The following is a 22,927-nucleotide window of genomic DNA, read 5'->3' as shown; positions in this document are numbered from 1 at the left end:
ATGGAGTTGTTAAAACAAGAGGAAATAGCAAGTGTCACTTTGTTTGATCTAAGAATATCAGAGGGCGAATTGATGGTTTATGAAAATTGTATTGAGTTTGTATTAAACAGTTGTTCTGAGAAGCAAATATACGAACTTACCGGTTGTGAAAATCGGGAAGAACTGGCTTCTTATCAAAATGATTTAAGAAGTCTTATTAAAACCATTATGAACATAGAATATTTGCCTGAAAAATATAAAGATTGATTTTACCTAACCTTGATTGGCGAAATGCCATTCAAGGTTTTTTTTAAGGAAGAATTCTTTGATTTCCAGACTGGTACGTTAGGCACGCTAATTAGTAGACGAATTCGGCATCCAGCTAAATAGTCAAAAAGTTCGACTTGACATATAACCAGCTCGCTATGAACAGCCGTTCCTTCTGATCCATTTACAGGAAACGATGGAGGGACCCTTCTGATCGTTGGCGGTGTGGTTTTTCCTACTACGATTCAAATAGTTAATGCTAACGCTACACAAGTACAGTTACATAACATCACGAACTCAACATTGACTACTTAAAATTGACTCCGTATTGGGCATAGACTTGGTAGTACAATGATAAAGTCTATTATAGCGAGATCCCCTTTAAGTGACACTCTATCCAGAGGGCGAGAGGAGTAGACTTAAAGGGGATTTTTAGCTGAAAGGAATCTTTATTACAATCAGGTTAGTAATATGAAATAAAGGAGAATACATATTGAAATTATTATCAATCCAAGCCGTATTTCTTGATCGGGATGGGACAATCGGCGGAATTGATCATGTCATCCTACCAGGTGATTTTAAACTTTTTCCATTGGTAAAGGATTCGATAGATTCATTGAAAACATCAGGTATACGAATTTATTCTTTTACGAACCAGCCAACAATTGCAGATGGAGAAGCAAAGCGTGAAGACTTTGAGGCAGAATTACGATCATTTGGCTTTGATAAGGTGTATCTTTGTCCTCATAAGCATGGTGAGGGATGTTATTGCCGAAAACCATCATCAGGAATGCTCTTAAAAGCAGCTGAAGAGAATGATCTGGATTTGAAGAGATGTGTTGTTGTTGGAGATCGATGGACGGATATGGTTGCAGCACAAGAAGCAGGGTGTATTAAAGTTCTTGTGAAAACAGGATCTGGTCAGAGGGATCTTGATCAATATAGAAATAACGAATATGTTGGTGATTGGTTAGAAGCTTACCCGGACTTTATCGCTGAGGATGTAAATGAAGCTGTGAAATGGATATTGGAATTAGATTCGAAGAATAATGACTAGCCCTGATAATTATACTGAATGGCTTCCACAGTCTGGTAGCTCTATGTATAATTATGGAAGGTAATCGTTCGAATATCCCCTTAGCCAAGAAGCCATATTTTAAAGTAGGTAGGCAGTTCGTGACCATCATACATATGAATGAGGTGACTTCATGGAAATTATATTCATTCGCCATGGACATGGTGAACATCTCAAAGACTATCCAAATCGTTTACATACCTTACATCCAGGCCTTACGGAATTAGGAAAAATGCAGGTGAGGAAGCTTCGTGAACAATTTGATTGGACTAATGATGAATTGATCCTGGCAAGCCCGACTAAACGAACGATAGAAACAGCGCACATCCTGACGAATTCCAATGATTTTATGATTTCTCCTCTTGTTGGTCCGAGAATGTTCCCGCTGCTTCCAGAGCTTCCAGCATTGATGTGTGACCAGATTTACTCAAAAGATGAGCTAGCTGCACATTATCATGGCATAGAAATCCTCGACCTCGGTTTGGACTGCTGGCGTGAAGGAATCAATCGAATAGATGAAAAGCTTTTTGAGACATATGCCTTGCAATTATTAAGTTGGTGCCAAGAAAGGCAGAAGCGTCTCATCATCATTTCCCATGATGGTACGATCACGAATTATCGTATGTTGTTAGGGGAAGAAGGACTGACCCGGGATGATTTCTTAGGTGAAGCAGGAGTATATAAAACGAAGTGGTAGAATAGGAAGGTTCTATATGGATTTAAGTCAGAGAAAGCAATGGAATGCGAATCATAAGAAACTGACAAACATCATTTTGAAACCAGCTGAACATCAGGCGGCTGTGGATTTGTTCCTGAAGCAGCATAGTTTGCTGCATGCATCTGAGATGAGTCATTCACCCATTGCTACGTTGGAAGATGAATTAGTGACGAATCTGAGAGAAGAAACGTGGCGGAACTATCCTGTATCGGCCCCGGATACGAAAAACTCGATAGCTTGGCATATGTGGCATATCACACGAATCGAAGATATGACCATGAATGTACTGGTCCATCACGACCAGCAAGTTTGGCACTTGGGAGGATGGGGCAAGAAACTTCAAACCTATTATGCGCATTCTGGAAATGAAATGACAGAAGCCGAGATTGCTGATTTAAGTGCGAAACTGGATATTCAAGCTCTTATGGAATATCGCATGGAAGTTGGACGTAAAACTCGTGAAATCGTGAGTTGTTTATCCCCAGGTGATTTTAAGCAGAAAGTCGAAGCCAACAGAATCAATGAGCTTAAAGAGCAAAATGCTGTTAAAGATGAAGCTCTGTGGTTACTTGATTATTGGGGGAATAAAACGATAGCAGGATTAATATTGATGCCAGCAACAAGACATATCTTCTTGCATCTGAACAAATCGATACGCATTAAACATAGAATGCAAAAATTCAAGAAATCTGCATATCCCTTAGAAAGCGCTAACATCCAGTAATATGTATCGTATGGAGGTTTCTCAACAATCGAAAGGGGGATGGAAACCATGGGTTCAAGAATCATGCACGCGATCATAGCCAATCGAATTGCAGAGAATCTGTCGATCGAAGATCGAACATCATTCTTAGTGGGGAGTGTTGCTCCGGATGCCGTCTCGACTAAAAACGAATCCCATTTTTTCAAAGGTGAAGTACAGGACTATACAAGATATATTGAATATCAGGAATTCTTAGTTACATATCAATCGGAGAGGACTAGCCCCTATGTATTGGGTTATTACACCCATTTAATTGCTGACGATATTTGGTTAAGAGGGTTCAATCTTCCCTGGTTAAGAAACAGAATGGAAGCTGACCCGCATTTATATGATGTATCTCATCAGGATTTTCGATCATTAAACGGTAAATTGTTGGAGCATTATGGATGTGCAGATGAGCTGAAAAGATTGCTTAGTCATGTCCCTGACATCGTAGATTTGGAAGAGGTCAAGCGTGAAGACGTTGATGCATTCATACCCTATGTATTAGGTGATATGGAATACGATAAGGAAACAATAAACGAAGACCTGCGTCTTTTTACGATGGTACAAATTATTGGCTATATCGAGACATCGGTTGAACTGGGGATCATGAAATTAGAACCTATTCTAGGAAAACAGAGGATTCTATGAATAACATTAACTATAAAATATGGACCTTATGCATGATCCAGGATGGAGATCGGATTCTCATGCTGAACCGAAATCATGATCATTTCCAGAGGAGGATTCCGTATTTTTTAAGGAGGGCACCTTTGAGATTCATGTAGTAGTGTGACTTTCACATATTCAACAAGGACAATTTGTTATTCTATGGGATGATTTGACGGAGTACATATGACATATGATTAGAATTGGAGCTAAGCTATGATATTAGAACTAAAGAAAGAGGAGTATTACAGAATACGTTACATTGCTGAACAGTGCAGGAATATCGAGGTCAGAGCAGTGGTTCAGGGGAACAGTCCGGGACGCATCTATGTAGATCGAGAAACCGAACCAACCGCAGCCTTGATTTGGATTCAAGGTCAACAAGGGTTTCAGATGATTGGCGATCCGCAGAGTGAAGGCTTTCTAACAGGTTTGAACGACTATATGATTACCCACATTGAACCTGTACTAAAGAAGCAAAATATCAGCGTGGTGGAGATTGGTGCGGATTTGGATACATGGGATAGCGCGATCCATACCATATTTAATAACCGCAATGTTCTAAGCGATATTCAACATGTATTTTGTTCAGAAAGCAATCTACTAGCCAAAAAACCTGATATACCTCATCCTCCTGGGATTCATAGAATCGATAGAGATCTGCTGGAATCAAGACGATTGGGCAACCATTCATTTTTGGAGAAGAAGCTTCTTCATTTTTGGGATTCCGTGGATGCTTTCTTACAGCAAGGATTCGGGTATTATATCGAAGAAAATAATACTCTAGTGAGCTTATGTTTCTCAGCTTTTGTTGCAGGTCAAACCCATGCGATCGACATTGAAACTATAGAAGGATATAGAAAAAGGAATTATGGCGTGCAAGCAGCCACAGCCTACGTGAAAGAATGTAATCAAACAGGGATTCAACCTTATTGGGACTGCTCTCCGGAAAATACAGGGTCTATTCGAATTGCCGAAGCCATTGGTATGATCCCGGATTTTGATTACAGAATATTCTGGTATGGTATATTGTAACAAAAGGGTTCTTCTCTTTTTAAGTATTACAAGGCGATTGTCTTCCGGCAGGAAGGGGCAGTCGTTCTTTTGGCTGAAACCTGGGAAGAGCGTGATAAGGCGGTCAAGGATAGCAGGAACGAGAAGGAGAGGGAGATGAATAAAAATCCATAGCACTCAAGTGCGAATGAATCGGAGATTTCACTAGTGGAGTTATGAGAGGAAGGCTCTGCTGCGGATCATGCAGCGGAGCTTTTTATTTCTTTTTTTTCTGAATAGTTATGGAAAATATTCATTCTTATAGGATAGATACTGTATACTTCTTATAACAATGAATGATGAGGGCCAAAATATGAACACGATCCGATTGAAAAATATTTTTAAGCAAGTGATGAAAATCATTTTAGTTATTGTCATCCTATTGTTTATGATGTTGTTCTTGTTTGAAATCATTTTTTTTATTAGCTTATGGTATTCAGAAACGTATATGTAACATAAAACGAAGATGTATTGTTTAATGGGGAGGAATTTATGAGAAGCGAATTAGAACAAGATATCATATCGACAGCTGAGAGCTTTCAGAATAACTTTTCAGATAGAGGAAACCTTGATTTTAGCATTGAAAGCTTACAGGTTGTTGAGGATATTTTAGACGAGTTGTGTGATTATGAACTTGAAGAGGACCATGTAAACTCGGTTTCTTCTATGGTGGGGTGTTACATCATGGAAATCGCAAGAAGACAACATGGCGGGAAATATTATTGGAGTGAAGAGAGAAATCAACCTGTATTTGTTACGGGTGAACCGGATTTTTCTATCTCCATATTGGCTTTTGATAAAGTAAGAGGAAGAATATTAAATGGTGCTGAGGATCATATTCCTTTCTATTTCGAAGGGTACATGCAGGCTGTTATAAAAGGTAAAGAAAATGGTTATTGTGCAACAATCGTATAATGGAGTTCTCTATTTGTGAGTTTTGGGGTCAAGCATTAACTTTACGAGGTGATCAAGATTTCAATAATACATATGAAACTATGTCGTGTTGATAGTCCTATCAAATTCATACCCGTGTTGAGAAAGTATACAGGACTTGGGATCGCGGAACTTACCAATAGATTTTTGAATGAGCAGACCATTATTACGTTTAACTCCCACGATAATGATGAATGTGAGGTCGTAAATAATATAATCACCGCTGTTCAAGAACTAGGAGGAACAATCAAACTTTTTGATGAGGATTCTAGTGAGGAAATGTCAGTCGAGCAATTTTGGAATATACAAGAATCAAATGCTGAGACAAGTAAATATCTTCAGGATCTTACGGATCTTGAAATTACGAAGATCTTCGTAGTCATCCCACATGGATCTCTTTCGATCTTAAGCGACGGTGACGGCTATAGATCTGTTCACGAAGACGGAGACCATAATGTTCTTGAGTATGACTTCAATCATAGTCTCATGAGATTGCTTCAGAGCGTAATTGATCTCCAGGTAAGTGCCCGCGTCTATCAGGTTGAATCGGATCAGGATACCTTTAATGATGAAGATGAGGTAAGTCCTGTAGAATTATTGGATAACTATAAAAGGTACTTTGAGTAGCAAACGTAACGACGATCACATGGCTTTGCTGATACGGGAGGATTGTTCATGATCATGTTAATCAGCGGGAATAGCTCCACGGGCAAGACTTATATGGCTCAACGATTGCTTGAGAAATATCATGTTCCATATCTGTCGATCGATCATCTGAAAATGGGGCTGTATCGAGCCGATATGAACTGTGGCTTTACGCCGATGGATTCAACTGAGGATATCGGAGAAAAATTATGGCCGATTCTTAAGGGGATCATGATGACGAACATCGAGAATAAGCAAAACCTTATCATCGAGGGCTGTTACATACTGCCTCATCATCTTGAGGACAATGGAGTCGCCTTACAAAGAGCAGATTATTGCCGTTTTCTTAGGGTTCTCAACCTCATACATACAGCAGCATTTCCATTCCAACATCATTCACCATCGAAACGTTATCGAAACACGTATGTACCCCGAAGAGAGTACTGCCGCTGATTTTATACTTGAGCATGAGGTATTCCGAGAGAAGTGTCTGGCATCGGGTGTGGCTTATTTTGAAATTCAGAATAATTACGAGGAAGAGATACACAAAGTATATGACTACATAGACAGGGAAAAGAAGAAAATCGACAGTTATTCGATGTGAAAAAAGTCCGGTGAAAAGAGGGTAGCATGGCATTGTTTTTATATCATTATTATGATGCAACAACGGGTCCCTTTCGGAATTTGTCAGCTCTCCCTGTGAATGAAGCGCAGCAAATACAACAAAGACTGAAACATAATACAGATTGGTATGCAAGTCAACGAGCTGATGATTATGTGTCCATCCGGCGGAAAGTAGAACTGCTAGCAAGAGAGCAATTCATAGCGAAGGGCGGCAGACCAACGAAGGAACATCCGCATTATATGACTCTTGGTCCCTGTGAGTGGATTAAACGCTGGTACCCGAATGGGGAGGAAATTAAGATTCTGCTGGATGATGTTGACCCTGAGATCATGAGTTTTACGTATGGCGATTTATTTCCTACCATGCGTTATAAAGACGACAAGCCATACAGAGGAAAGATCTACTTAAAGGATGAAATCCTTGGGCTGGTGAATGAATATGGTTGGCCGCAGGATTGGAACAAACATGGAGATCTAGGACCGGAGCGCTATATTGAAGCGCAGATATGGGACGACCATTCAATCCGCCCATATTTGGAATTCTGGCCTTCATCAAGATAAATATTTTGATAAATACCTTTATATCACAGTGATGGAGATGATCTTTTTGAAAAGAATTCTTATGATAAGTGATATTCATGGCTGTTATGACCCGTTTCTGAAACTGCTGGAGAAGGTGGATTATCGTCCTGATCGTGACACCTTGGTACTGCTTGGCGATTATGTGGACCGTGGGCCTATGAGTAAAGAGACGGTGGAACAAGTGAAAAAATTGGTGATTGATCATCATGTTATTGCTCTTCGAGGCAATCATGATCAGCGGCTGGTCGATTTGATTCGGACGGATGATGCTGCTGTTCAGGCTAAGTTCTTGGAGCACGGAGGACTGCAGACGCTCCAAAGCTATTGCGATTTTATTGGCACGGATGTTGATCAAGAGTTACTTAATCAAGCAAGAATACATATTCAACAAAACTTCATAGATCATATTGAGTTCCTGGAGGCCCTACCGCTATATCATGAGGATCCGCATCATATTTACGTGCATGCCGGTATAAATCCGAGCTATGCAGAATGGCGTACACAACCCGATTATGACTTCATGTATATTAAAAAGGAATTCCATGATGCCCGGCTAGATTTAGACAAACCGGTAGTGTTTGGACATACCAGAGCCATTGAACTCCATGATTCGGCAGATGTATGGTTCCAGGATGACAAGATTGGTATTGATGGTGGTTGTGCATATGGCATGCAGCTGAATTGCTTAATCTACGAGAATGGAATCTATTCGACCGTCAACATCAACAATACCAAATAAAAGGTTCAGGTGAGACGAGACAATTGGTGGACCGATGCTATCGAAAAAATAAATAAACCCAGGACACGGCCTGGGTTTATTCTTGCTGTATTAGAAATTCCGCAGCATTGTGCGTCTTATGGCTCCCATATTACAGTCGGATATGGAAGCTGGTCGTAGGCACTAGCCCAATAATAGGAGTCTGCCATGATACGACGCGGCAGGAAGCCGATCTCACCACGGAGCGCTGGGATTGTCTCGGATTGTGCTTGGAACAGACCCTCCGCGTTTGTCGCAGCATTAACATACTTACCTGCCATATGAGTGAAACGCCCGTTGATTTTGGCAGTAACAGGCTCTCTTGTTACCATGTCGACCATTTTCACGGTTACGGTTGCAATGCCAGAGGAGTACACGATGCTCATCTCTTCAATAACCATCGGCTTCATGCTCGATGGCTCCGTCGTTGCCGATACAGCCATACTGGGTGCCCCTTCATTGCCGCTGATATCGACGGCAGTGATTTTATAATAATATGTGGTGTCCGGCAGCAGCCCGCTGTCTTTGTAAGAAAGTCCTTTTGAAGTACCTGCGTAAGTATTGGGTCCGATATGAAAATCGGCTTCGGTTCCACGATAGATACGATACGAATTCACGGCTGTATTATCCATTGCCATATCATACGTGATTTGAATCCGCTGGAAATCAAATGCTGCTGCCATTGCCCCCTGAACTGTACTTGGCGGTTCGTGGTCGGCAGGCGGCTGCCAAGTGTAGCCTCCAGGTCCCCACTCGCTAGGAAAATCAAGAATCGATGAATAATGATGGAGCGCAATGCCGCCAAATGCCGAATCATTCTGGAATGCTTGGTATACCTTGATTAACTCTTCCTCCATATAGGTTCGCCCTTCTTCATGGAAGCTGATAGTTTCCGGATCCCCGCCATCTGCGATGTCTTTTGTCTCAACGCCGATTACAACCGACTTCGGCTTGCCAATCTTATTGGCGTAGGCCAGTTCATTCAGTGCTTGTGCGATAATACCTACACTTCCTTCCGCCTGATCACGGTAATCCATAATCGAGATATAATCGGCAGTGTCCTGAATATGCTCAGACAGCCATTTGGTCTCTCCATTCCAGGAGATATCACTGGCATCTGGCGAAGTGTCATACCATCTTGGAATAGCTGCGCCAACAGACAAACGGAGTCCCGATGCTTCTTTGCGCTCCATGAGAAGCTGCAGCATATCCAGGTATTGAATTTGCACAGAAGGCTTTGCTGTTTTGAAATCCGGAAGTATATAAGGTTCGGTATCCACATTTACACCATCAAAGCGAGCAGATGTACCGGAAGCCAAGTTGTAATTTAAGATTTGCTCAAACTCCTTTACCGCTTGGGTATGATAGCGCTGATAAGCTCCGAAATAGGGAGGGGAGGTGCCTCCGGCTATTAAGGCTTGAACCTGAAAGCCCTCCTCGTGAGCCCATTCGATGAATTGTTGAACTTCATACCGATAGTCTTCCAGCATAGTAGCTCGGTTATATTGTCCTACGGCCAAATACAACGTTGTTATAGGGCGCTGCTGGAAGGTTGTTGTATCCTTCGCCATGGAAGAAAGGACTTCCCGTGAATTAGGATTCAGTATTAGAGGATAGGATGCATTTTCCCAAATCCAGATTGCGCGATCCTGATCCGGCAGCGGGGGAGAGCTAAAGATTCTGCCTATTGGCGCTTCAGTTTTGTTCTCCCAGGAAGCATCGTCACCCTCCATTAAGCCAGCAGGAGCCGGAGAAAGTATTTGATCTTGATAGACATTCTCTGTTACTGACGCAGGATTGCTGCTGTTCTCACGGGGATGGGAACCGACTTTGGCATAGTACGTTAAGCTATAGCCCGTATTGCCAAATGTATCGGTAGCTCTGCCTTCTAAACTGTAAACGGGCTGACGAGCATGAGGCAACTTAAATTTGTAATGATACCCGTTCTTGGCGGGGGGGACCTGGAGCCAATCACCGCCGCTAACGCGGAGCTCAACTAGTGATATCGGATTTTTACCTTCGACTGATATGTTGATGTCAAGCTTGTTCAGCTGCTGGGAAGGTCCGGATGAACTTGTAATTTGTACTTCGGGAATATGAGCGGCGGGATTATCGATGTTGAGGTGGGTCCAAGGAGACCAAATACCATAACGCGAAACCGTATCATTACCCTTCAGAACCAGTTCAATGGTACCGTCAAGTTGACTAGTGTCCAGCTTGTACGACCATGACCCTATATCATCGCCATTCGGATCATCCATCAGAACATCAGCAATGAACTTACCGTTTACGATCAGTTGGAGATCATATACGCCGGAATAAGTACCGAATAACTCGGCAACTCCGGGTTGAATCGCTTGTCCATTCTGATGAGAATCCAAGGTGATGAACGTCCCAGCCTGAGCATGGGATATTGGAATTCGAATACAGATTCCAGGAAGAAGTAACACTACTGCCAATAACACAAGGACATACCTTCGTATTTGTAAGAGCATCATGTTATCACATCCTTATCAATTTGGTGTAATTTGAATCGACTTTACCGGCGGGCAGCATAGCTTGTTGGTGAAGGAAATATTGTACCTGGTTTTTGAAGCGCTTACTTTCTTATATTGCAAAAAAAAGAAAATAGAACCCTAGGCAGATAAAGCGGACCGACAGAAGATCGCTCAATACGCATATCAGTCTCAGGACCGAGCCCGATCCTATACTTGGGACTGTGTAATACCATACGTGACTCCTCTATGATAGGATTAGATAGGAAAATGGTGGTATAGAGAATTTACTAAATTATGAGCGGGGGAGTTTATCTGCTGCAAAAGCTATTGAAAACTATAATGCAAAGTACCTGGATGATATGGGAACGCCTCTTTAGCTTCTTATCGAGGTTTCGAAGCGTCCATATTTCGCGCTTTGGCATATGCACGGTCATCATCAAGAAGCACCGGGGGGAATCTATCATTTGCGAGGATGCAACGGTCATTCAGAATGGAGATTTGGTAGGCGAGCTTCATTTGGATAATGAGACCATATTGAAGCTCATTCGATCGGAGGGAGCGGATCGCGCGGCATTGAAAATAGCGAGACTCGGAAGAAAGTCCATGCAGCAGATTAGCCGTGCTTATGAAAGCCAGTCCGAATTCAGCAAAGTCAACGCCTTGGTGGGGATTACGCTGCTGCATCGCGGATTAACGCACGGACTCGGTTTTGAACATCGAGCCATGAAATCGGGCCTGTTTCAGAAGCTGACTACTTCCTACCTGCGCATTTTATTGACTGTTATGCACCCAGAGGGTAAAAGCCGTATCGATCGCAGAACCGAGCAACTCGTACCGTTGATGTTAATTCACACTCGTTCCTCGCTGAAGAGGAGGTTTTCGATATCGGAAAGAAGACAATTGGAGCCACAGGGTCAAGTCGTCTTACTTTAGAAGCGTCTACGGAGAAAGTCCGTGGACGTTTTTTTATTCTAAATAAAGTTACTTATGGTTCCTAATCGTCTTAAGCCACGCTTCTTAAATATTGTGCAAATAATCGACAGGCTGTGACTCATAAGATGAAGAAGTGAAGGGTTCATTTCAATTCTAAGGATGATGGGGAGGTGGCATAACTTGCTGCCGATGCTGCTCTTTATATTTTCTGTCTGTGCCGCAGTGGCCAGTGTGGACACCACCTGCGGCCTGAATGTGTTAGGCAGTCTGGAGAGCACGAAGGTCAATAGATCCAAGTATGCGCTGGTGTATATTTTATCTTGTGCCCTGGGCGGCGCAGTGACGGGACTGGCGATTGGATTTATAAATTTTTTGCTGAAATTAGCCTCTGTTGATTTATTTCATAACTATATTTTGGTTGTGCTATTGGCCATACTCTTGTGCTTGGAGTTCATTCATAAGACGGGCATTCTTCCATCCGGCAATTTCATTGTTCCCTCCGAATGGATCAAGCACGCGGGGTACCGCTCCGCGGCATTATGGGGCTTGATTCTAGGTTTGGGTTTCATCACCCTGCAGGTGGGTGTTCTCTTTCATGCCTATATTCTGGTTTCCTTATTCGCTGCTCCATGGTGGCTTAGTCCGCTGGCTGGAGCCATATTTGGGATCGTTCGCGGTACCGTGTTTAGTCTCCCGCTGACCCGATCCATCGTGTTCCGTATGCTTGAACTAAGGGTACGTAACCTCACCTTGCTAACCGCGGTGCGACAAGCTGCCTCCAAGCTGCTGCTTATCGGTTCCATCATCTGGATTATCTTCTACTGAAGAGAGAGGAGCATACAAGCACATGCATGAACTGCTAGCGATATCCGTGACTCTTCCCATACTGTTGTCGGTTGTGAGTTTTGGTTGGAGCCGTGTATTCGGTGATCCGGATCTATTCCCTGGAAGTGGCCGTCTGCATGTTCTGCTCATCCTGCTGCAAGTCCTGTCTGTGACCATGGTATATTGTTATCCATCACGGCTTAGCTTCCTTGGCATCTCTTTACTTTATTTCGTTCAGGGATTGGGCGTTGCTTATTTCATTCGAAAAAAAGGAAGAGTAGACTGCGGCTGTCTCGGACCTCAGATCAACTCCAAGCTTGGCTTTCCATTGATTGTGCTTAACCTGCTGATGGGTCTCATGGGGTTGCTCTATAGCCATCCTGTCTGGTTTGTGCATAGTCACTCTTTCACAATAACTGGCCTGATGCTAGAAGGAATGCTGCTGCTGGTAACCCTGTTAATCATTGTAGGAGTTCCGGATGCGCTATATGCGATCCGGGTATACCGCGAGGTTGCCGCACCTCATGTTTCCAAAATAAAAAGGTTGTAAGGAGGCCGCGATGAACACGTTCTTCTGGATCTCATATACCATGCTGTGGATTCTGGTCGTACCTTTGATCATTCTGAATTTGGTCCTGTTCCGCCAGTTGGGGATTATGGTGATGGGGACTGCGAGAGGCGTGAATCAGTCCGGTATTCCGGTTGGCAAAAAAATATCCAGGGCCACAACGAGGACCTTGCAAGGAGCTGAGTGGTCCACGAGCGAGTTGATTGGCACACCTTCCATCTTGCTGTTTGGATCGCCCACATGTAAGGAATGCGCCGATATTCTGCCGGATTTTCAGCGAATTGCCCGTAACAATAATGTGAAACCGATTCTTTTGTTATTCTCGTCTGTAGATGTTGCATCTGATTATATCCGAAAAATAGCGTATGATGATGAGGTGCTGATCGTAAGTTCAGAGTTTGCGAATCATCTGGATGTACAGGTCACCCCCTATGCCTATGCGGTGGATATGAACGGCGTCATCAGGCATAAGGGATTGGTGAACAGCCGGGAACAGCTTGAAGCATATGCGATAGCATCAAGGGTTTCATAAGATGGGGTGAGTGTATGTGGCGAAAGCCGGAGAACAATGACGAAGAGACACAAGTATTGATCAGCAGGGTTACGCGAAAGATGAATCGGAAGTCTCTCTTGAATAAATTTGCGCAAAAAACGGCGGAGACGCTTGCCAAAGTATTAGTCAGGCCCGATGAAAACGATATCGTCAAAATCTCGTTTGCTGCCGGTCCTTGTCGGCCTCCGCATGGACAATACTGCTCGGGCTGTGGTGCAGATGCTTCATGTCCGTCTGATTATGTCATTTGCACCCCAAAGTCGGTGATCGACGACTGCAAAGGTCTATGTCCTTATCCCGCTGGTTGGTGGTATACGAGCGACCCTCCGGGACAGCGGGCAAAGTGTCAGGATTGCATATCGCGCTATGTACATCCTTATATCGGACGTGAATGGTGTTATCAGGGAGCGCAAATCTATGGGCGGTATGTGATCTGTGCATGCAGGTCAACCGAGCTGTATTAATAGTAGAAAAAGGTATGTGATTTATGCAATTCATGATGAAATCAACATTGTAATCCAAGGTGGGGGGTGCCCGGCATGCAGCCGGATTTTTCAGCAGCTTCACGCTGCTCGGAATCATTGCAGATGATCTATGATGCTTATTTTGCCACTTTAAATATTCAAAAGTCCGGCAGCAATGCCTATATGCTCGCTCCATCTGCGGGAGAAGGTGGCTTCTACCGTTTGCGGACCTTTAGCGGCCTACAGATATGCTATTCGGATTATCAATATCATCGCCGGTTTACGAACCGGTTTCAATCGAAAGAGCCCATGGTCGAAATTCAGTTCAATTTTAGCGGAGAACGGCATATCCATATTGGCGGAAAGGATCGCACCTTGGACCGTGGGACAAGCGCCTTGCTGTTGATGGAGGATATTGACGTTCGCTTTACGCTGCCGAACCAAGAGCGGCATCAGTCATTCTCGCTCGGAGTCCCTGTCTCCCTGTTTAATTTTGCGGTGGCACAGGCTGCAGGGCGTGAAGAGAATCATTTCAGGAAGCTGCTGGACGTTTCCGAATTTCAAAAAATCCACTTGTCTTCCAGCTCCCTTGAACAAGAACTGGTTAAGAGATTGATTCATGATGTCTGTCAGCCCATGCGGTCCATGCTGCTTGTTGAAGGTACAGCTTATGAACTGCTGGATCGAATGATCCAGCAGCTGTTCGGTCATGAATCCTTACCTGAAGGGCTATCAGCGGCGGATGTACGCAAGCTAAACCTCGCTCATGGGATTCTGGAGTCGAGATATGCTTCACCGCCTTCGTTGCTGGAGCTTGCCAAAGAAATTGGGCTGAATGATTATAAACTTAAGCTGGGCTTCAAGCTATGTTACGGAACAACCGTATATGGGTTCATCCGGAAGATCAGGATGGAGCGGGCGATGGAATTATTGCATAACGGGGAGGCTAACGTGACCGAGGCAGCCTTGGCCGTAGGTTATGGCAATGTGAGTGCATTCTCGCAGGCATTTCGCCAAACTTATGGTGTCAGCCCTTCTAAAGTTAAGAAATACTACTGATACGGAGATTTACACGAATTCGTTTAACTTTCTTGTGATCGAAATAAGGCATCCCCGTTTGGGGACGCCTTATTTCGTTTAAGTCGTCGAATCAAGCCTCAATGATCCATGATAACGACAAATCGATATGTTAATTATACGGCTTATATGTTGTGCTGCCAGGACTTCGCAGAGTTTTGATCCCGTGTTCCAAGCACAACCAATGCCATCAGAAGGACAATGATCCCGATCAGCGCAAACGGGATATGTTTGTCCACTCGATAGAGGGTCGTGCTGAGAATCGGGGAGATCATGGCAGCAATGCCTTGAACAGCAGACACCAGACCGGCTACACCGCCTTGCTGCTCGCGGTTAACCGCAAGCGAAGCACCTGCCATAAATCCAGGCATCATCTGTCCGGTGCCTACACCGAATAAGAAGAATGCGATGAAGTAGCTTATCAAGCTTCCGGTGATGAGCAGCAGCAGCATACTGACCATAAGCAGAACAGCGCCGATCAGAATCATCGCTTTTGGAGACCATTTGAGTTTCTTCATCTGCAGGCCCTGCGTGACAATCATGGCGACTCCGCTGATCATTAAACTAAGGGAGATCATACGGGCTGTTTCCTGGGTCGCCAGGCCAAGCTGATCCTGATAATAAAACCCGCCGATGACTTGTACCGTAATGATGCCCAGCATGGTGGCCAGGCCCGCAAATAAATAAAGACGAACTCCTTTTTGGAACGGATTCACACGGGGGGCCTTCTGCTGAATGACCGGTTTTGTGGCAGGGACAAGGTAAAGAACAGCAACCACAGCGATTACCGGCAGAAGGGCACCAGCATACAGCGGGGCGATCAGGCTGATGAGCGCAAACCCGCCGGCAATAGCAGGACCCAATACTAAGCCTAACCCGTTAGCCGCGCCAAGCAGTGCCATTCCGGCGGAGCGGCCTTTCTCGTCGGTCACATCGGCGATATACGCCTGAGCCGAAGAGGGAACCGCCGGAATAAAGAAACCCACCATAGCCCGCGTAACAATGAGCAGAAGAATAAGCAGCACACCGGAGATCCTATCATGAAGACCCAGGTACATAACCGCAGTGAATAACATATAACTAACGAACATGCCAATAAAACCAAATACAATGACAGGCTTCCTGCCCTTGGAATCACTTAAATCTCCCCATACCGGTCCCATGACGGCCATTGCGATGGAACCTAGGGATATGATTAAGCCGGAATGCGTCTCGCTTAATCCCAATTCTCTGATCAAGGGCGGCATAACGGGAGCGATGATCATTAATCCGACCATGGCGACAAATACGCTGAAGAACATGCCGATCCGGATTCTAGCCATTCTATTGTTTCCTCCTATCGTTCCGATTTGAAGCAACATTACGTTGTGAACATTGCTATTCATAAGCCTAAAGTATACTATCGATTACTCGCTACCTGCTGGCGGATAAAGTTGTGGCGGAACGGATTATATTAACGGATAGGATGAATGGCTTTCCTATTCTTCTGTGTATTATTGAGAAACTATAAGGTGGTACTGGAAGAGGACCATAGTAGTTCAGGCAGCAGGTTCAGAAGCTTTACCAGCGTATGGGCCCGTTGTTCCAGCGTTCTGCCTCCAACACATGAACGAGTCCGTTTCGGACAGCCGGCAAGTTGCCCCATAACGGGGACTGCATCATGACTTTCGCGGCTTGCTTCGATATGGAATTGCCGGGAATAAGCATAAAGATACGGTCACCGGCGTAGAAGGGCAGCTCCTCAGTCGAAATTGTACGGGCGGTTGACTGAATGGTGGTGCCAGCCGTATCTTGCTGAACGAAGCGGGCTCACTACTCCCATTGCATGCCATTAGCATGAGACTCATCAACGTCAGGATGCTGATGGTTAAGAGTAACTTTTCAGCTGAAAAGATAGTTATAATTAGAGAGGTAGCGAAGTCAGGCAATCATCATTTTCCGAATAACAAATTCGAAGGAGGCTGTAACATGCTTTCCATTGTGAAAGGGCCGTACCTGCAAAACCCGACCGGACACACCATGACCGTAATGTGGGAAACAACTTACCCAGCAACTTCCAGGGTGGACGTCTTGCATGCCGAGAGAATACATAGCGGACATCAAGGGAACTACAAGCAGCCTGTAGACCTATTCGGTACTTTTGCTGAAGAGTCTCCAACACGGATACACCAAATCACCGTGGAGGGCCTCGAGCCTGGAACCACTTATTATTACAAGGTCTACTCCCAGCATGAATCGGATGAGATTGAGTCGGATTTTTATATATTCAAGACGGCAGCAGGACAAGGTAAGCCATTCTCTTTTACGGTGACCAGTGAAACTGGAGGTTATAGCGGGTTCGATTCAACTGACGGTCGTATCAATCAGAGAATTTTCAGCTTGATGAAGCAGTATCGGCCCGATATCGCTTTGTTTGTAGGAGATGTCGTCAATGATGGAAAGAATGAGGAAGATTGGAATAAGTACTTTTTCGATCCTGGCCGTGATTTTCTCGTGGATACACCCTTTTATAGCTGTTTGGGGAATCACGAGGACAACGCTTCCTGGTATTATGATCTCTTTGCATTTCCGGAACCGAAGAATTTTTATGCCTTTCATTATGGGGATGTTCATTTCATCTGCTTGGACAGTACGGATTTCATTAGAAAAGAAGATTATCCCCACAGCTCAGGCGAGATGAGTCCGGGGAATGCGCAGTATGATTTCTTGGTGCACGAATTATCGAGCAGCGTTTCAAGATGGAAAATTGTATTCTTTCACTACCCGCCTTATGTTTCAGGTGGTTATCAGGTTGAGGATTTACGTCAGCTATGCCCGCTGTTGGAGAAATATGGGGTAGATCTGGTTCTCAACTCGCACACCATTGTGTACGAACGTAGTCACCCGCTAACCAAAGGAAAAGTGGATTATGACAACGGGATCGTCTACATCGTTGCGGGCGGTGCTGGTGCCATGCCGAACTGGCTTCTCCCTAAGCGAGAATGGCATACATCGCAGTCTTTGGCGGTGCCTCATTTTCTGCAGGTCATTGTAACGGAGGATCGTTTGGAGATTCGTGCTATCGACGATGAAGGTCGGTTGTTTGATCAGCTGAGGATACGGAAAAATGCCGAGGGTGAGCGGGATTACATTTAGGCCGGATTGTTTTAGGCCTCCCAACGCGATGGAAGGAGGGAGAAACATTGGAGTCGATCGCATTTATTTTGTGCATTGGTTTTGTATTGGTAATCGTATATTTAAGGGCGATCTTGATTGCATTGTGGGACATCCGAAACGAGTTAAGGAAAGATAAGGGGGGGGACCACTAGTCAGAGAAAACAAAATATATCCAGGATAACGGATAGAAGGCGGAGATCCTGAAGATTGATCCCTCCAGTTGCTCTAATGGGATGAGCTCCGAGTGGTAAAACCACGATCATATTTTTTGCTGGATATGCTTGGGGATTGTGATTCTCAAGAATTAAACATGCAAAAAATATGTGTGAAATAAGTTTTGAATAAAAATCTATTATAATGTATATTTATTCCCAACATATTAACGGGAGTGATATACATGCACAAACGGATCGAAGAATTGACGCTAAATGCTTGGCCAGCACTTCAAACCGTGGTCCATCATGGCTGGTTGTTACGATTTGCTGATGGGTATACGAAGAGAGCTAACTCGATTAACGCACTGTACTCAGAGCAATCGATGGACCTGCATGCACAGATTCTTCAATGTGAGAAATACTATGCTCAAGCCGGACTTGATGTTATTTTCAAAATCACTCCGTTTAATCCGCCCGGTTTGGACTCTGCTTTAGATGGTTTGGGTTATTCATTGCTTGAGCCATCCAGCGTAAAAGTATTGGATGATCTGAATGATATCGCCATTCCAACACATGATGAAATCCTGATTCAAGAGCATTTAGACGAGCGTTGGCTAACAATCTTGGGTGAAATAACGGGGCTCCCAGATAAGAATCTAGCGATAACTAGAAAGCTATTAAGTCAATCCGTTATACCATATGGTTTCTTTACGCTTTATGATCAATCCAAACCGGTAGCATGCGGAATAGGTTCAATAGAAGAGGGAATCCTGGGACTCTATGATATTGCTGTATTGCCATCCTCAAGAAATCGGGGATTCGGCAAACAGCTGATGCTTCATATTCTTCAATGGGCCAAAGCGAAAGGAGCTTCAAGCAGTTATCTACAAGTGGTACAACATAATGTTCCAGCTAACCGTCTGTATGATGGTCTGCAATATAAAGAGATTTATACATATTGGTATAGATGTAAGAACGTAAGGGATTAAGGCATTCAGCGAAATCGCCTCGATATTTGCGTTACGAAAGGGTCCCGTTTGACAGCAGATGTATAATCATGGAAAAGACTATGCCGGATGAGCTAAGCTTGGATTATGCTCTCTAAACCGGGTCAATTCTAGTAGAAAGAGGTTATATTATGTTCGATTTATCTTCCAAATATTATGATGTCATCTATAGCTCTAAGGATTATGAGCAGGAAGCACGGCAGGTTCGTGATTATCTCGTGAATCAGGGAAAAGAGTGTGGGGCCATACTCGACGTTGCCTGCGGAACAGCAGAGCATGCTGTTTTCCTAAAGCCATATTATGATGTGGATGGAATTGATCTAAATCCCGAATTCATCTTGATTGCAAACTCGAAACATCCTGAGGATCATTATTCAGTTGCTGATATGACCCAATTTCACTTGGAAAGGAAATATGATGTAGTTATGTGTCTATTCAGCTCTATCGGTTATGTGAGGACGCTGGATCTGCTGGTGAAAACCCTTATACAGTTCAAGACACATCTGAACGAGGATGGAGTCATTTTGGTTGAGCCATGGTTTACTCCGGATGTATGGACTGTTGGAAGAGTCGATACAATCACGGTTGAGCGTCAAGGCATCCATATGAGCAGGATGAGTCATTCGGATCGCGAAGGCAATATCTCGATTATGAAATTCGAATATTTGTTTGGCAGCGAGCATGGAATTGAGCATAACACAGAGGAGCATCGCTTGGGGCTCTTCACCGTGGAGGAGATGATCAAGGCATTCCAAGAGGCGGGACTGGATGTGGAGCATGATCCACAAGGCTTGATTGGAAGAGGTATGTATATTGCCCGTGTGTCGAAGTAAAAAGGAGGCAGCGATATGTACACCTATAGGCCGCTGATGGACAAAGATCTACTAGCGATTTGCAACTTTCCCCAAACGCCAGAAGAGCTGCTGTATATAAGTCCCAGATCGGAGTTTCCTTTGACGCCCGAGCAAATCCTGAGTTTGCTCGAGAATCGTTATGAGCCTACGGTTTTGATAGAGGAAACCACGGGGCAGGTGATCGGTTATGCGAATTTTTATAAAGAGACGGATGGGACTCTGTGGCTTGGCAATGTTATCGTTGCTCCATCACACAGAGGACGAGGAGCAGCTCAGAAGCTGATGCAGACCATGATAGCCATTGCCAGGGACAAATATAGGATGAAACAAATTCATCTTAGCTGTCATAACACGAATTCAAGAGGGCTTGTTTTTTATCATAAGCTTGGTTTTGAGCCTTTTGATGTGCGTATTACAACTATAGATGGTCATCGAAAAATGATTACTATTCAGATGAGACTGAATTTGGTTTAAGATGAATATGTATGAATTTCATCTGCTATTAGGGTGAAAGGGGGAACTAGGTATGAGGATCGTGCAAGCGGTGTTGTTTGATTTTGATGGTACTTTAGCCGATACGCTGCCAGTCTCGTTTAATGCCTTCCGAGCGGTATTCTTGAAATATGAAGGAAAGCTGCTGACAGATGCAGAGATCGTGCAGACCTTCGGTCCGACGGAGGAAGAAATTATTACGAATCATATTTCGAACCCAGCACACGTAGATGAAGCCATCGAATATTATTACGAAGTCTTCGAGAAGGATTTGCATGAACATGTTCAATTGTCAGAAGCGATCCAAGCTCTTATATTGAAGTTATCTGCCTTACGAATACCCATGGTAATTATTACTGGCAAAAGTAGAAGATGCCTGGATATTTGTCTGCAAAATCTTAAATTGACGGGTTATTTTGTCGCTACGATCGCGGGAGATGAGGTCAAGCGATCCAAGCCCGACCCTGAAGGGATATTCAAAGCGCTTGAGACCCTGAAATTGAGCACGGAAGAGGTAGTCTTTGTCGGTGACAGCGATGCGGATATAACAGCAGGCAAATCAGCCCAGGTATTGACCATTGGGGCGCATTGGTTTGATACGGTTCAGAATGCACATTTCGGCGTTAAACCCGATGATATTTATACGCGGCCCGATCAGTTGATCGCGCTCGTTACCGGGAGCCTAAGTAATTAAACGAATAGATGCAGGAGGACGATTTTGTATAACAAGCCTACTAATGATTGCCAAGATAAACCCTTTATCATTGAATGTGAGGACATCCTGCTCAGAGAGTATATGATGGAAGACCTTGATGCGATCTACCAGATCACACATGAACCGGAGATCCGGACGTTTCTGCCCGGTTGGGACGTGTCCAGAGAACAGCGGCAGGAATGGCTAATTAACTATGAAATGGTGGAGAATCGGCAGTTCTTGAAAGCCGCTCAAGATGGCGGGGATGTTGGGCAGCTGCGCCTGCGGTTGGCTATCGTGTTAAAGGAAACCGGCGAGTGTATCGGATGGTGCAATACAGGACCCAAAGAAGAAATGCCCCTTCCCAACCGAGAGATCATGTACGGAATTTCCAACCGGTATTACAATAAAGGATATACAACTCAAGCTGTACAAGCGTTAATCCGTTACTTGTTTCAATATACAAGGGAGCGCGAGCTTAATGCTGTCGCTGCTCTTCATAATCACGCTTCCAATAGAGTCATTCAAAAAAACGGGTTTGAGTATGTGGGTGAGATTGAACTGGATCAGGAGCGACATCATCACTATAAACTTCGCAAAGTGGACATAAGGCAGCATGGAGACTAACAACTCTAATAGGGCGAATTGTTAAAGGTAAGCAGCATGTAAGGAGGCACAGCATTGCGATATAAGGTCATATTATTTGATGCAGACGATACGTTATACGACTATGCCAAAGCGGAGGCATTCGCGTTATCCGGTGTATTTGGCGAGATTGATCAGGAATGCACAGATGCTATCGTAGACAGTTACCGAAGCATTAACCAGAAGCTGTGGAACGAATTTGAGCAGGGGAGCGTTACTCAGAGCGAATTGCGTACGGCCAGGTTTGAACGCCTGCTCGCCGAACACGACATTCAATGCGATTTGGATGCTGAAGCTTTTAGCAATGCCTACATAAAGTATCTAGGACAAGGCTCCTTTCTGACGGAAGGAGCAGAAGAGATCTGCAGGCAACTGGCCGAACGCGGACAAAGAATGGCCATCATCACAAATGGAATCAAGGAAGTGCAATTTAATCGAATCAGCGTGTCGCCGCTATGTGATTCCTTTGAATGTATTATTGTATCAGAGGATGCCGGGTCTCAAAAGCCTCACGAAGGCATCTTTGATTATGCGTTTGATAAACTGGATTCTCCTGAGAAGATGGATGTTCTCATTGTTGGTGACTCATTAACTTCAGATATACTAGGAGGCATTCGTTACGGGATTGATACTTGCTGGTATAACCCGCAGCGCAAGTCAAATCCGACATCCATCAAGCCCAAGTATGAGATTCATACGCTCGGAGAGCTGCGTGATATAATTTCATCGGAATGACCAGCAGGGGATGACGTAGGAGAGACGGTACATGCATTTTGTACAGTACATCGTGCGCACAGGTTTAAGCAAAATTTTCGATATCGATTATCACCATTATCTCTTCGTATCCTGCAGACAGTGCGGGTTCGTGGAAGTATTCAATCCCGATGTGCTTAGAGGTCATAAGTCCGGTGTGCTCGGAACGGTGTTAGATATCATATGGCGTTAGCATTATATTTCAG

General features: G+C 44.2%; 28 protein-coding genes. 25 read left to right on the top strand and 3 right to left on the bottom strand.

Translation table 11 applies throughout. The features are described from left to right. The 11 genes from ABEQ74_RS03170 (at position 1) to ABEQ74_RS03120 (ending at position 8,029) form a co-directional block, all read left to right on the top strand. Positions 1-246, top strand: coding sequence for a hypothetical protein (locus ABEQ74_RS03170; protein ID WP_430119361.1), 246 nt, complete (start codon positions 1-3; stop codon positions 244-246). A 493-nt stretch (positions 247-739) separates the two neighbouring features. Next, positions 740-1,303: an HAD-IIIA family hydrolase gene (locus ABEQ74_RS03165; RefSeq protein ID WP_430119359.1), complete on the top strand. Its 564-nt coding sequence runs from the start codon at positions 740-742 to the stop codon at positions 1,301-1,303. A 151-nt stretch (positions 1,304-1,454) separates the two neighbouring features. Further along, positions 1,455-2,018: a phosphoglycerate mutase family protein gene (locus tag ABEQ74_RS03160; protein ID WP_430119357.1), complete on the top strand. Its 564-nt coding sequence runs from the start codon at positions 1,455-1,457 to the stop codon at positions 2,016-2,018. 16 nt (positions 2,019-2,034) lie between these two features. Continuing rightward, positions 2,035-2,763 (top strand): DinB family protein, encoded by a 729-nt coding sequence (locus tag ABEQ74_RS03155; protein WP_430119355.1) that lies wholly within the window; start codon positions 2,035-2,037, stop codon positions 2,761-2,763. A gap of 48 nt (positions 2,764-2,811) precedes the next feature. Beyond that, positions 2,812-3,435 carry a zinc dependent phospholipase C family protein gene (locus ABEQ74_RS03150; RefSeq protein ID WP_430119352.1) on the top strand — a complete coding sequence of 208 codons (624 nt, stop codon included), beginning with the start codon at positions 2,812-2,814 and terminating at the stop codon, positions 3,433-3,435. A gap of 234 nt (positions 3,436-3,669) precedes the next feature. Next, positions 3,670-4,488 (top strand): GNAT family N-acetyltransferase, encoded by an 819-nt coding sequence (locus ABEQ74_RS03145; RefSeq protein ID WP_430119350.1) that lies wholly within the window; start codon positions 3,670-3,672, stop codon positions 4,486-4,488. A 510-nt stretch (positions 4,489-4,998) separates the two neighbouring features. Continuing rightward, the gene (locus tag ABEQ74_RS03140) at positions 4,999-5,421 is read left to right on the top strand and encodes a hypothetical protein (protein ID WP_430119347.1); all 423 of its coding nucleotides are present in this window, start codon (positions 4,999-5,001) and stop codon (positions 5,419-5,421) included. Positions 5,422-5,718: 297 nt separating this feature from the next. After that, positions 5,719-6,066, top strand: coding sequence for a hypothetical protein (locus ABEQ74_RS03135; RefSeq protein WP_430119345.1), 348 nt, complete (start codon positions 5,719-5,721; stop codon positions 6,064-6,066). Between the two features lie 48 nt (positions 6,067-6,114). Further along, entirely contained in the window at positions 6,115-6,537 is a 423-nt protein-coding gene (locus tag ABEQ74_RS03130) for a hypothetical protein (RefSeq protein ID WP_430119342.1), read from the top strand. A gap of 177 nt (positions 6,538-6,714) precedes the next feature. Next, on the top strand, positions 6,715-7,269 hold the full coding sequence (locus tag ABEQ74_RS03125; protein WP_430119339.1) for a hypothetical protein: 555 nt from the start codon (positions 6,715-6,717) through the stop codon (positions 7,267-7,269). A gap of 37 nt (positions 7,270-7,306) precedes the next feature. Continuing rightward, the gene (locus tag ABEQ74_RS03120) at positions 7,307-8,029 is read left to right on the top strand and encodes a metallophosphoesterase (RefSeq protein ID WP_430120888.1); all 723 of its coding nucleotides are present in this window, start codon (positions 7,307-7,309) and stop codon (positions 8,027-8,029) included. Positions 8,030-8,145: 116 nt separating this feature from the next. Here the strand turns inward: ABEQ74_RS03120 and ABEQ74_RS03115 are convergent, their stop codons facing one another. Continuing rightward, positions 8,146-10,545 carry a fibronectin type III domain-containing protein gene (locus tag ABEQ74_RS03115; RefSeq protein ID WP_430119337.1) on the bottom strand — a complete coding sequence of 800 codons (2,400 nt, stop codon included), beginning with the start codon at positions 10,543-10,545 and terminating at the stop codon, positions 8,146-8,148. 294 nt (positions 10,546-10,839) lie between these two features. On the opposite strand from ABEQ74_RS03115, the gene ABEQ74_RS03110 reads away from it, so the two are divergent. From ABEQ74_RS03110 to ABEQ74_RS03085, 6 genes are all read left to right on the top strand, one after another. Next, on the top strand, positions 10,840-11,478 hold the full coding sequence (locus ABEQ74_RS03110) for a YkoP family protein (protein ID WP_430119335.1): 639 nt from the start codon (positions 10,840-10,842) through the stop codon (positions 11,476-11,478). 189 nt (positions 11,479-11,667) lie between these two features. Beyond that, positions 11,668-12,303 carry a hypothetical protein gene (locus ABEQ74_RS03105; RefSeq protein WP_430120886.1) on the top strand — a complete coding sequence of 212 codons (636 nt, stop codon included), beginning with the start codon at positions 11,668-11,670 and terminating at the stop codon, positions 12,301-12,303. Between the two features lie 22 nt (positions 12,304-12,325). Continuing rightward, positions 12,326-12,853: a MauE/DoxX family redox-associated membrane protein gene (locus tag ABEQ74_RS03100; protein WP_430119332.1), complete on the top strand. Its 528-nt coding sequence runs from the start codon at positions 12,326-12,328 to the stop codon at positions 12,851-12,853. Between the two features lie 10 nt (positions 12,854-12,863). Further along, entirely contained in the window at positions 12,864-13,403 is a 540-nt protein-coding gene (locus ABEQ74_RS03095; RefSeq protein WP_430119330.1) for a methylamine dehydrogenase, read from the top strand. A 14-nt stretch (positions 13,404-13,417) separates the two neighbouring features. Further along, the gene (locus ABEQ74_RS03090; RefSeq protein ID WP_430119327.1) at positions 13,418-13,888 is read left to right on the top strand and encodes a hypothetical protein; all 471 of its coding nucleotides are present in this window, start codon (positions 13,418-13,420) and stop codon (positions 13,886-13,888) included. A 75-nt stretch (positions 13,889-13,963) separates the two neighbouring features. After that, on the top strand, positions 13,964-14,947 hold the full coding sequence (locus tag ABEQ74_RS03085; protein WP_430119325.1) for a helix-turn-helix transcriptional regulator: 984 nt from the start codon (positions 13,964-13,966) through the stop codon (positions 14,945-14,947). A 143-nt stretch (positions 14,948-15,090) separates the two neighbouring features. Here the strand turns inward: ABEQ74_RS03085 and ABEQ74_RS03080 are convergent, their stop codons facing one another. Together ABEQ74_RS03080 and ABEQ74_RS03075 are read right to left on the bottom strand one after the other, a co-directional pair. Next, entirely contained in the window at positions 15,091-16,287 is a 1,197-nt protein-coding gene (locus tag ABEQ74_RS03080; RefSeq protein WP_430119322.1) for an MFS transporter, read from the bottom strand. 238 nt (positions 16,288-16,525) lie between these two features. After that, positions 16,526-16,672, bottom strand: coding sequence for a hypothetical protein (locus tag ABEQ74_RS03075; protein WP_430119320.1), 147 nt, complete (start codon positions 16,670-16,672; stop codon positions 16,526-16,528). A gap of 261 nt (positions 16,673-16,933) precedes the next feature. Between ABEQ74_RS03075 and ABEQ74_RS03070 the strand changes: the two genes are divergently transcribed. From ABEQ74_RS03070 to ABEQ74_RS03035, 8 genes are all read left to right on the top strand, one after another. Further along, positions 16,934-18,100 carry a metallophosphoesterase gene (locus tag ABEQ74_RS03070; RefSeq protein WP_430119318.1) on the top strand — a complete coding sequence of 389 codons (1,167 nt, stop codon included), beginning with the start codon at positions 16,934-16,936 and terminating at the stop codon, positions 18,098-18,100. Positions 18,101-18,518: 418 nt separating this feature from the next. After that, positions 18,519-19,265: a GNAT family N-acetyltransferase gene (locus ABEQ74_RS03065; RefSeq protein ID WP_430119316.1), complete on the top strand. Its 747-nt coding sequence runs from the start codon at positions 18,519-18,521 to the stop codon at positions 19,263-19,265. A gap of 149 nt (positions 19,266-19,414) precedes the next feature. Then, the gene (locus ABEQ74_RS03060) at positions 19,415-20,116 is read left to right on the top strand and encodes a class I SAM-dependent DNA methyltransferase (protein ID WP_430119314.1); all 702 of its coding nucleotides are present in this window, start codon (positions 19,415-19,417) and stop codon (positions 20,114-20,116) included. 15 nt (positions 20,117-20,131) lie between these two features. Beyond that, positions 20,132-20,611, top strand: coding sequence for a GNAT family N-acetyltransferase (locus tag ABEQ74_RS03055; protein WP_430119312.1), 480 nt, complete (start codon positions 20,132-20,134; stop codon positions 20,609-20,611). Between the two features lie 52 nt (positions 20,612-20,663). Beyond that, complete coding sequence (locus tag ABEQ74_RS03050; protein WP_430119311.1) at positions 20,664-21,323, top strand: HAD family hydrolase; 660 nt, start codon at positions 20,664-20,666, stop codon at positions 21,321-21,323. Between the two features lie 24 nt (positions 21,324-21,347). Further along, positions 21,348-21,950 (top strand): GNAT family N-acetyltransferase, encoded by a 603-nt coding sequence (locus tag ABEQ74_RS03045; protein WP_430119309.1) that lies wholly within the window; start codon positions 21,348-21,350, stop codon positions 21,948-21,950. 54 nt (positions 21,951-22,004) lie between these two features. Then, positions 22,005-22,703: a YjjG family noncanonical pyrimidine nucleotidase gene (locus ABEQ74_RS03040; RefSeq protein WP_430119307.1), complete on the top strand. Its 699-nt coding sequence runs from the start codon at positions 22,005-22,007 to the stop codon at positions 22,701-22,703. 31 nt (positions 22,704-22,734) lie between these two features. Beyond that, a complete protein-coding gene (locus tag ABEQ74_RS03035) occupies positions 22,735-22,914 on the top strand; it encodes a zinc ribbon domain-containing protein (RefSeq protein WP_430119305.1) in 180 nt (59 codons plus the stop codon). The last annotated feature ends 13 nt before the right edge of the window (positions 22,915-22,927 follow it).

The sequence above is a fragment of the Paenibacillus solani genome (genome assembly GCF_050475945.1).
Lineage (GTDB): Bacteria > Bacillota > Bacilli > Paenibacillales > Paenibacillaceae > Paenibacillus_AQ > Paenibacillus_AQ solani_A.
This window is presented reverse-complemented; position numbering and strand designations above follow the sequence as displayed.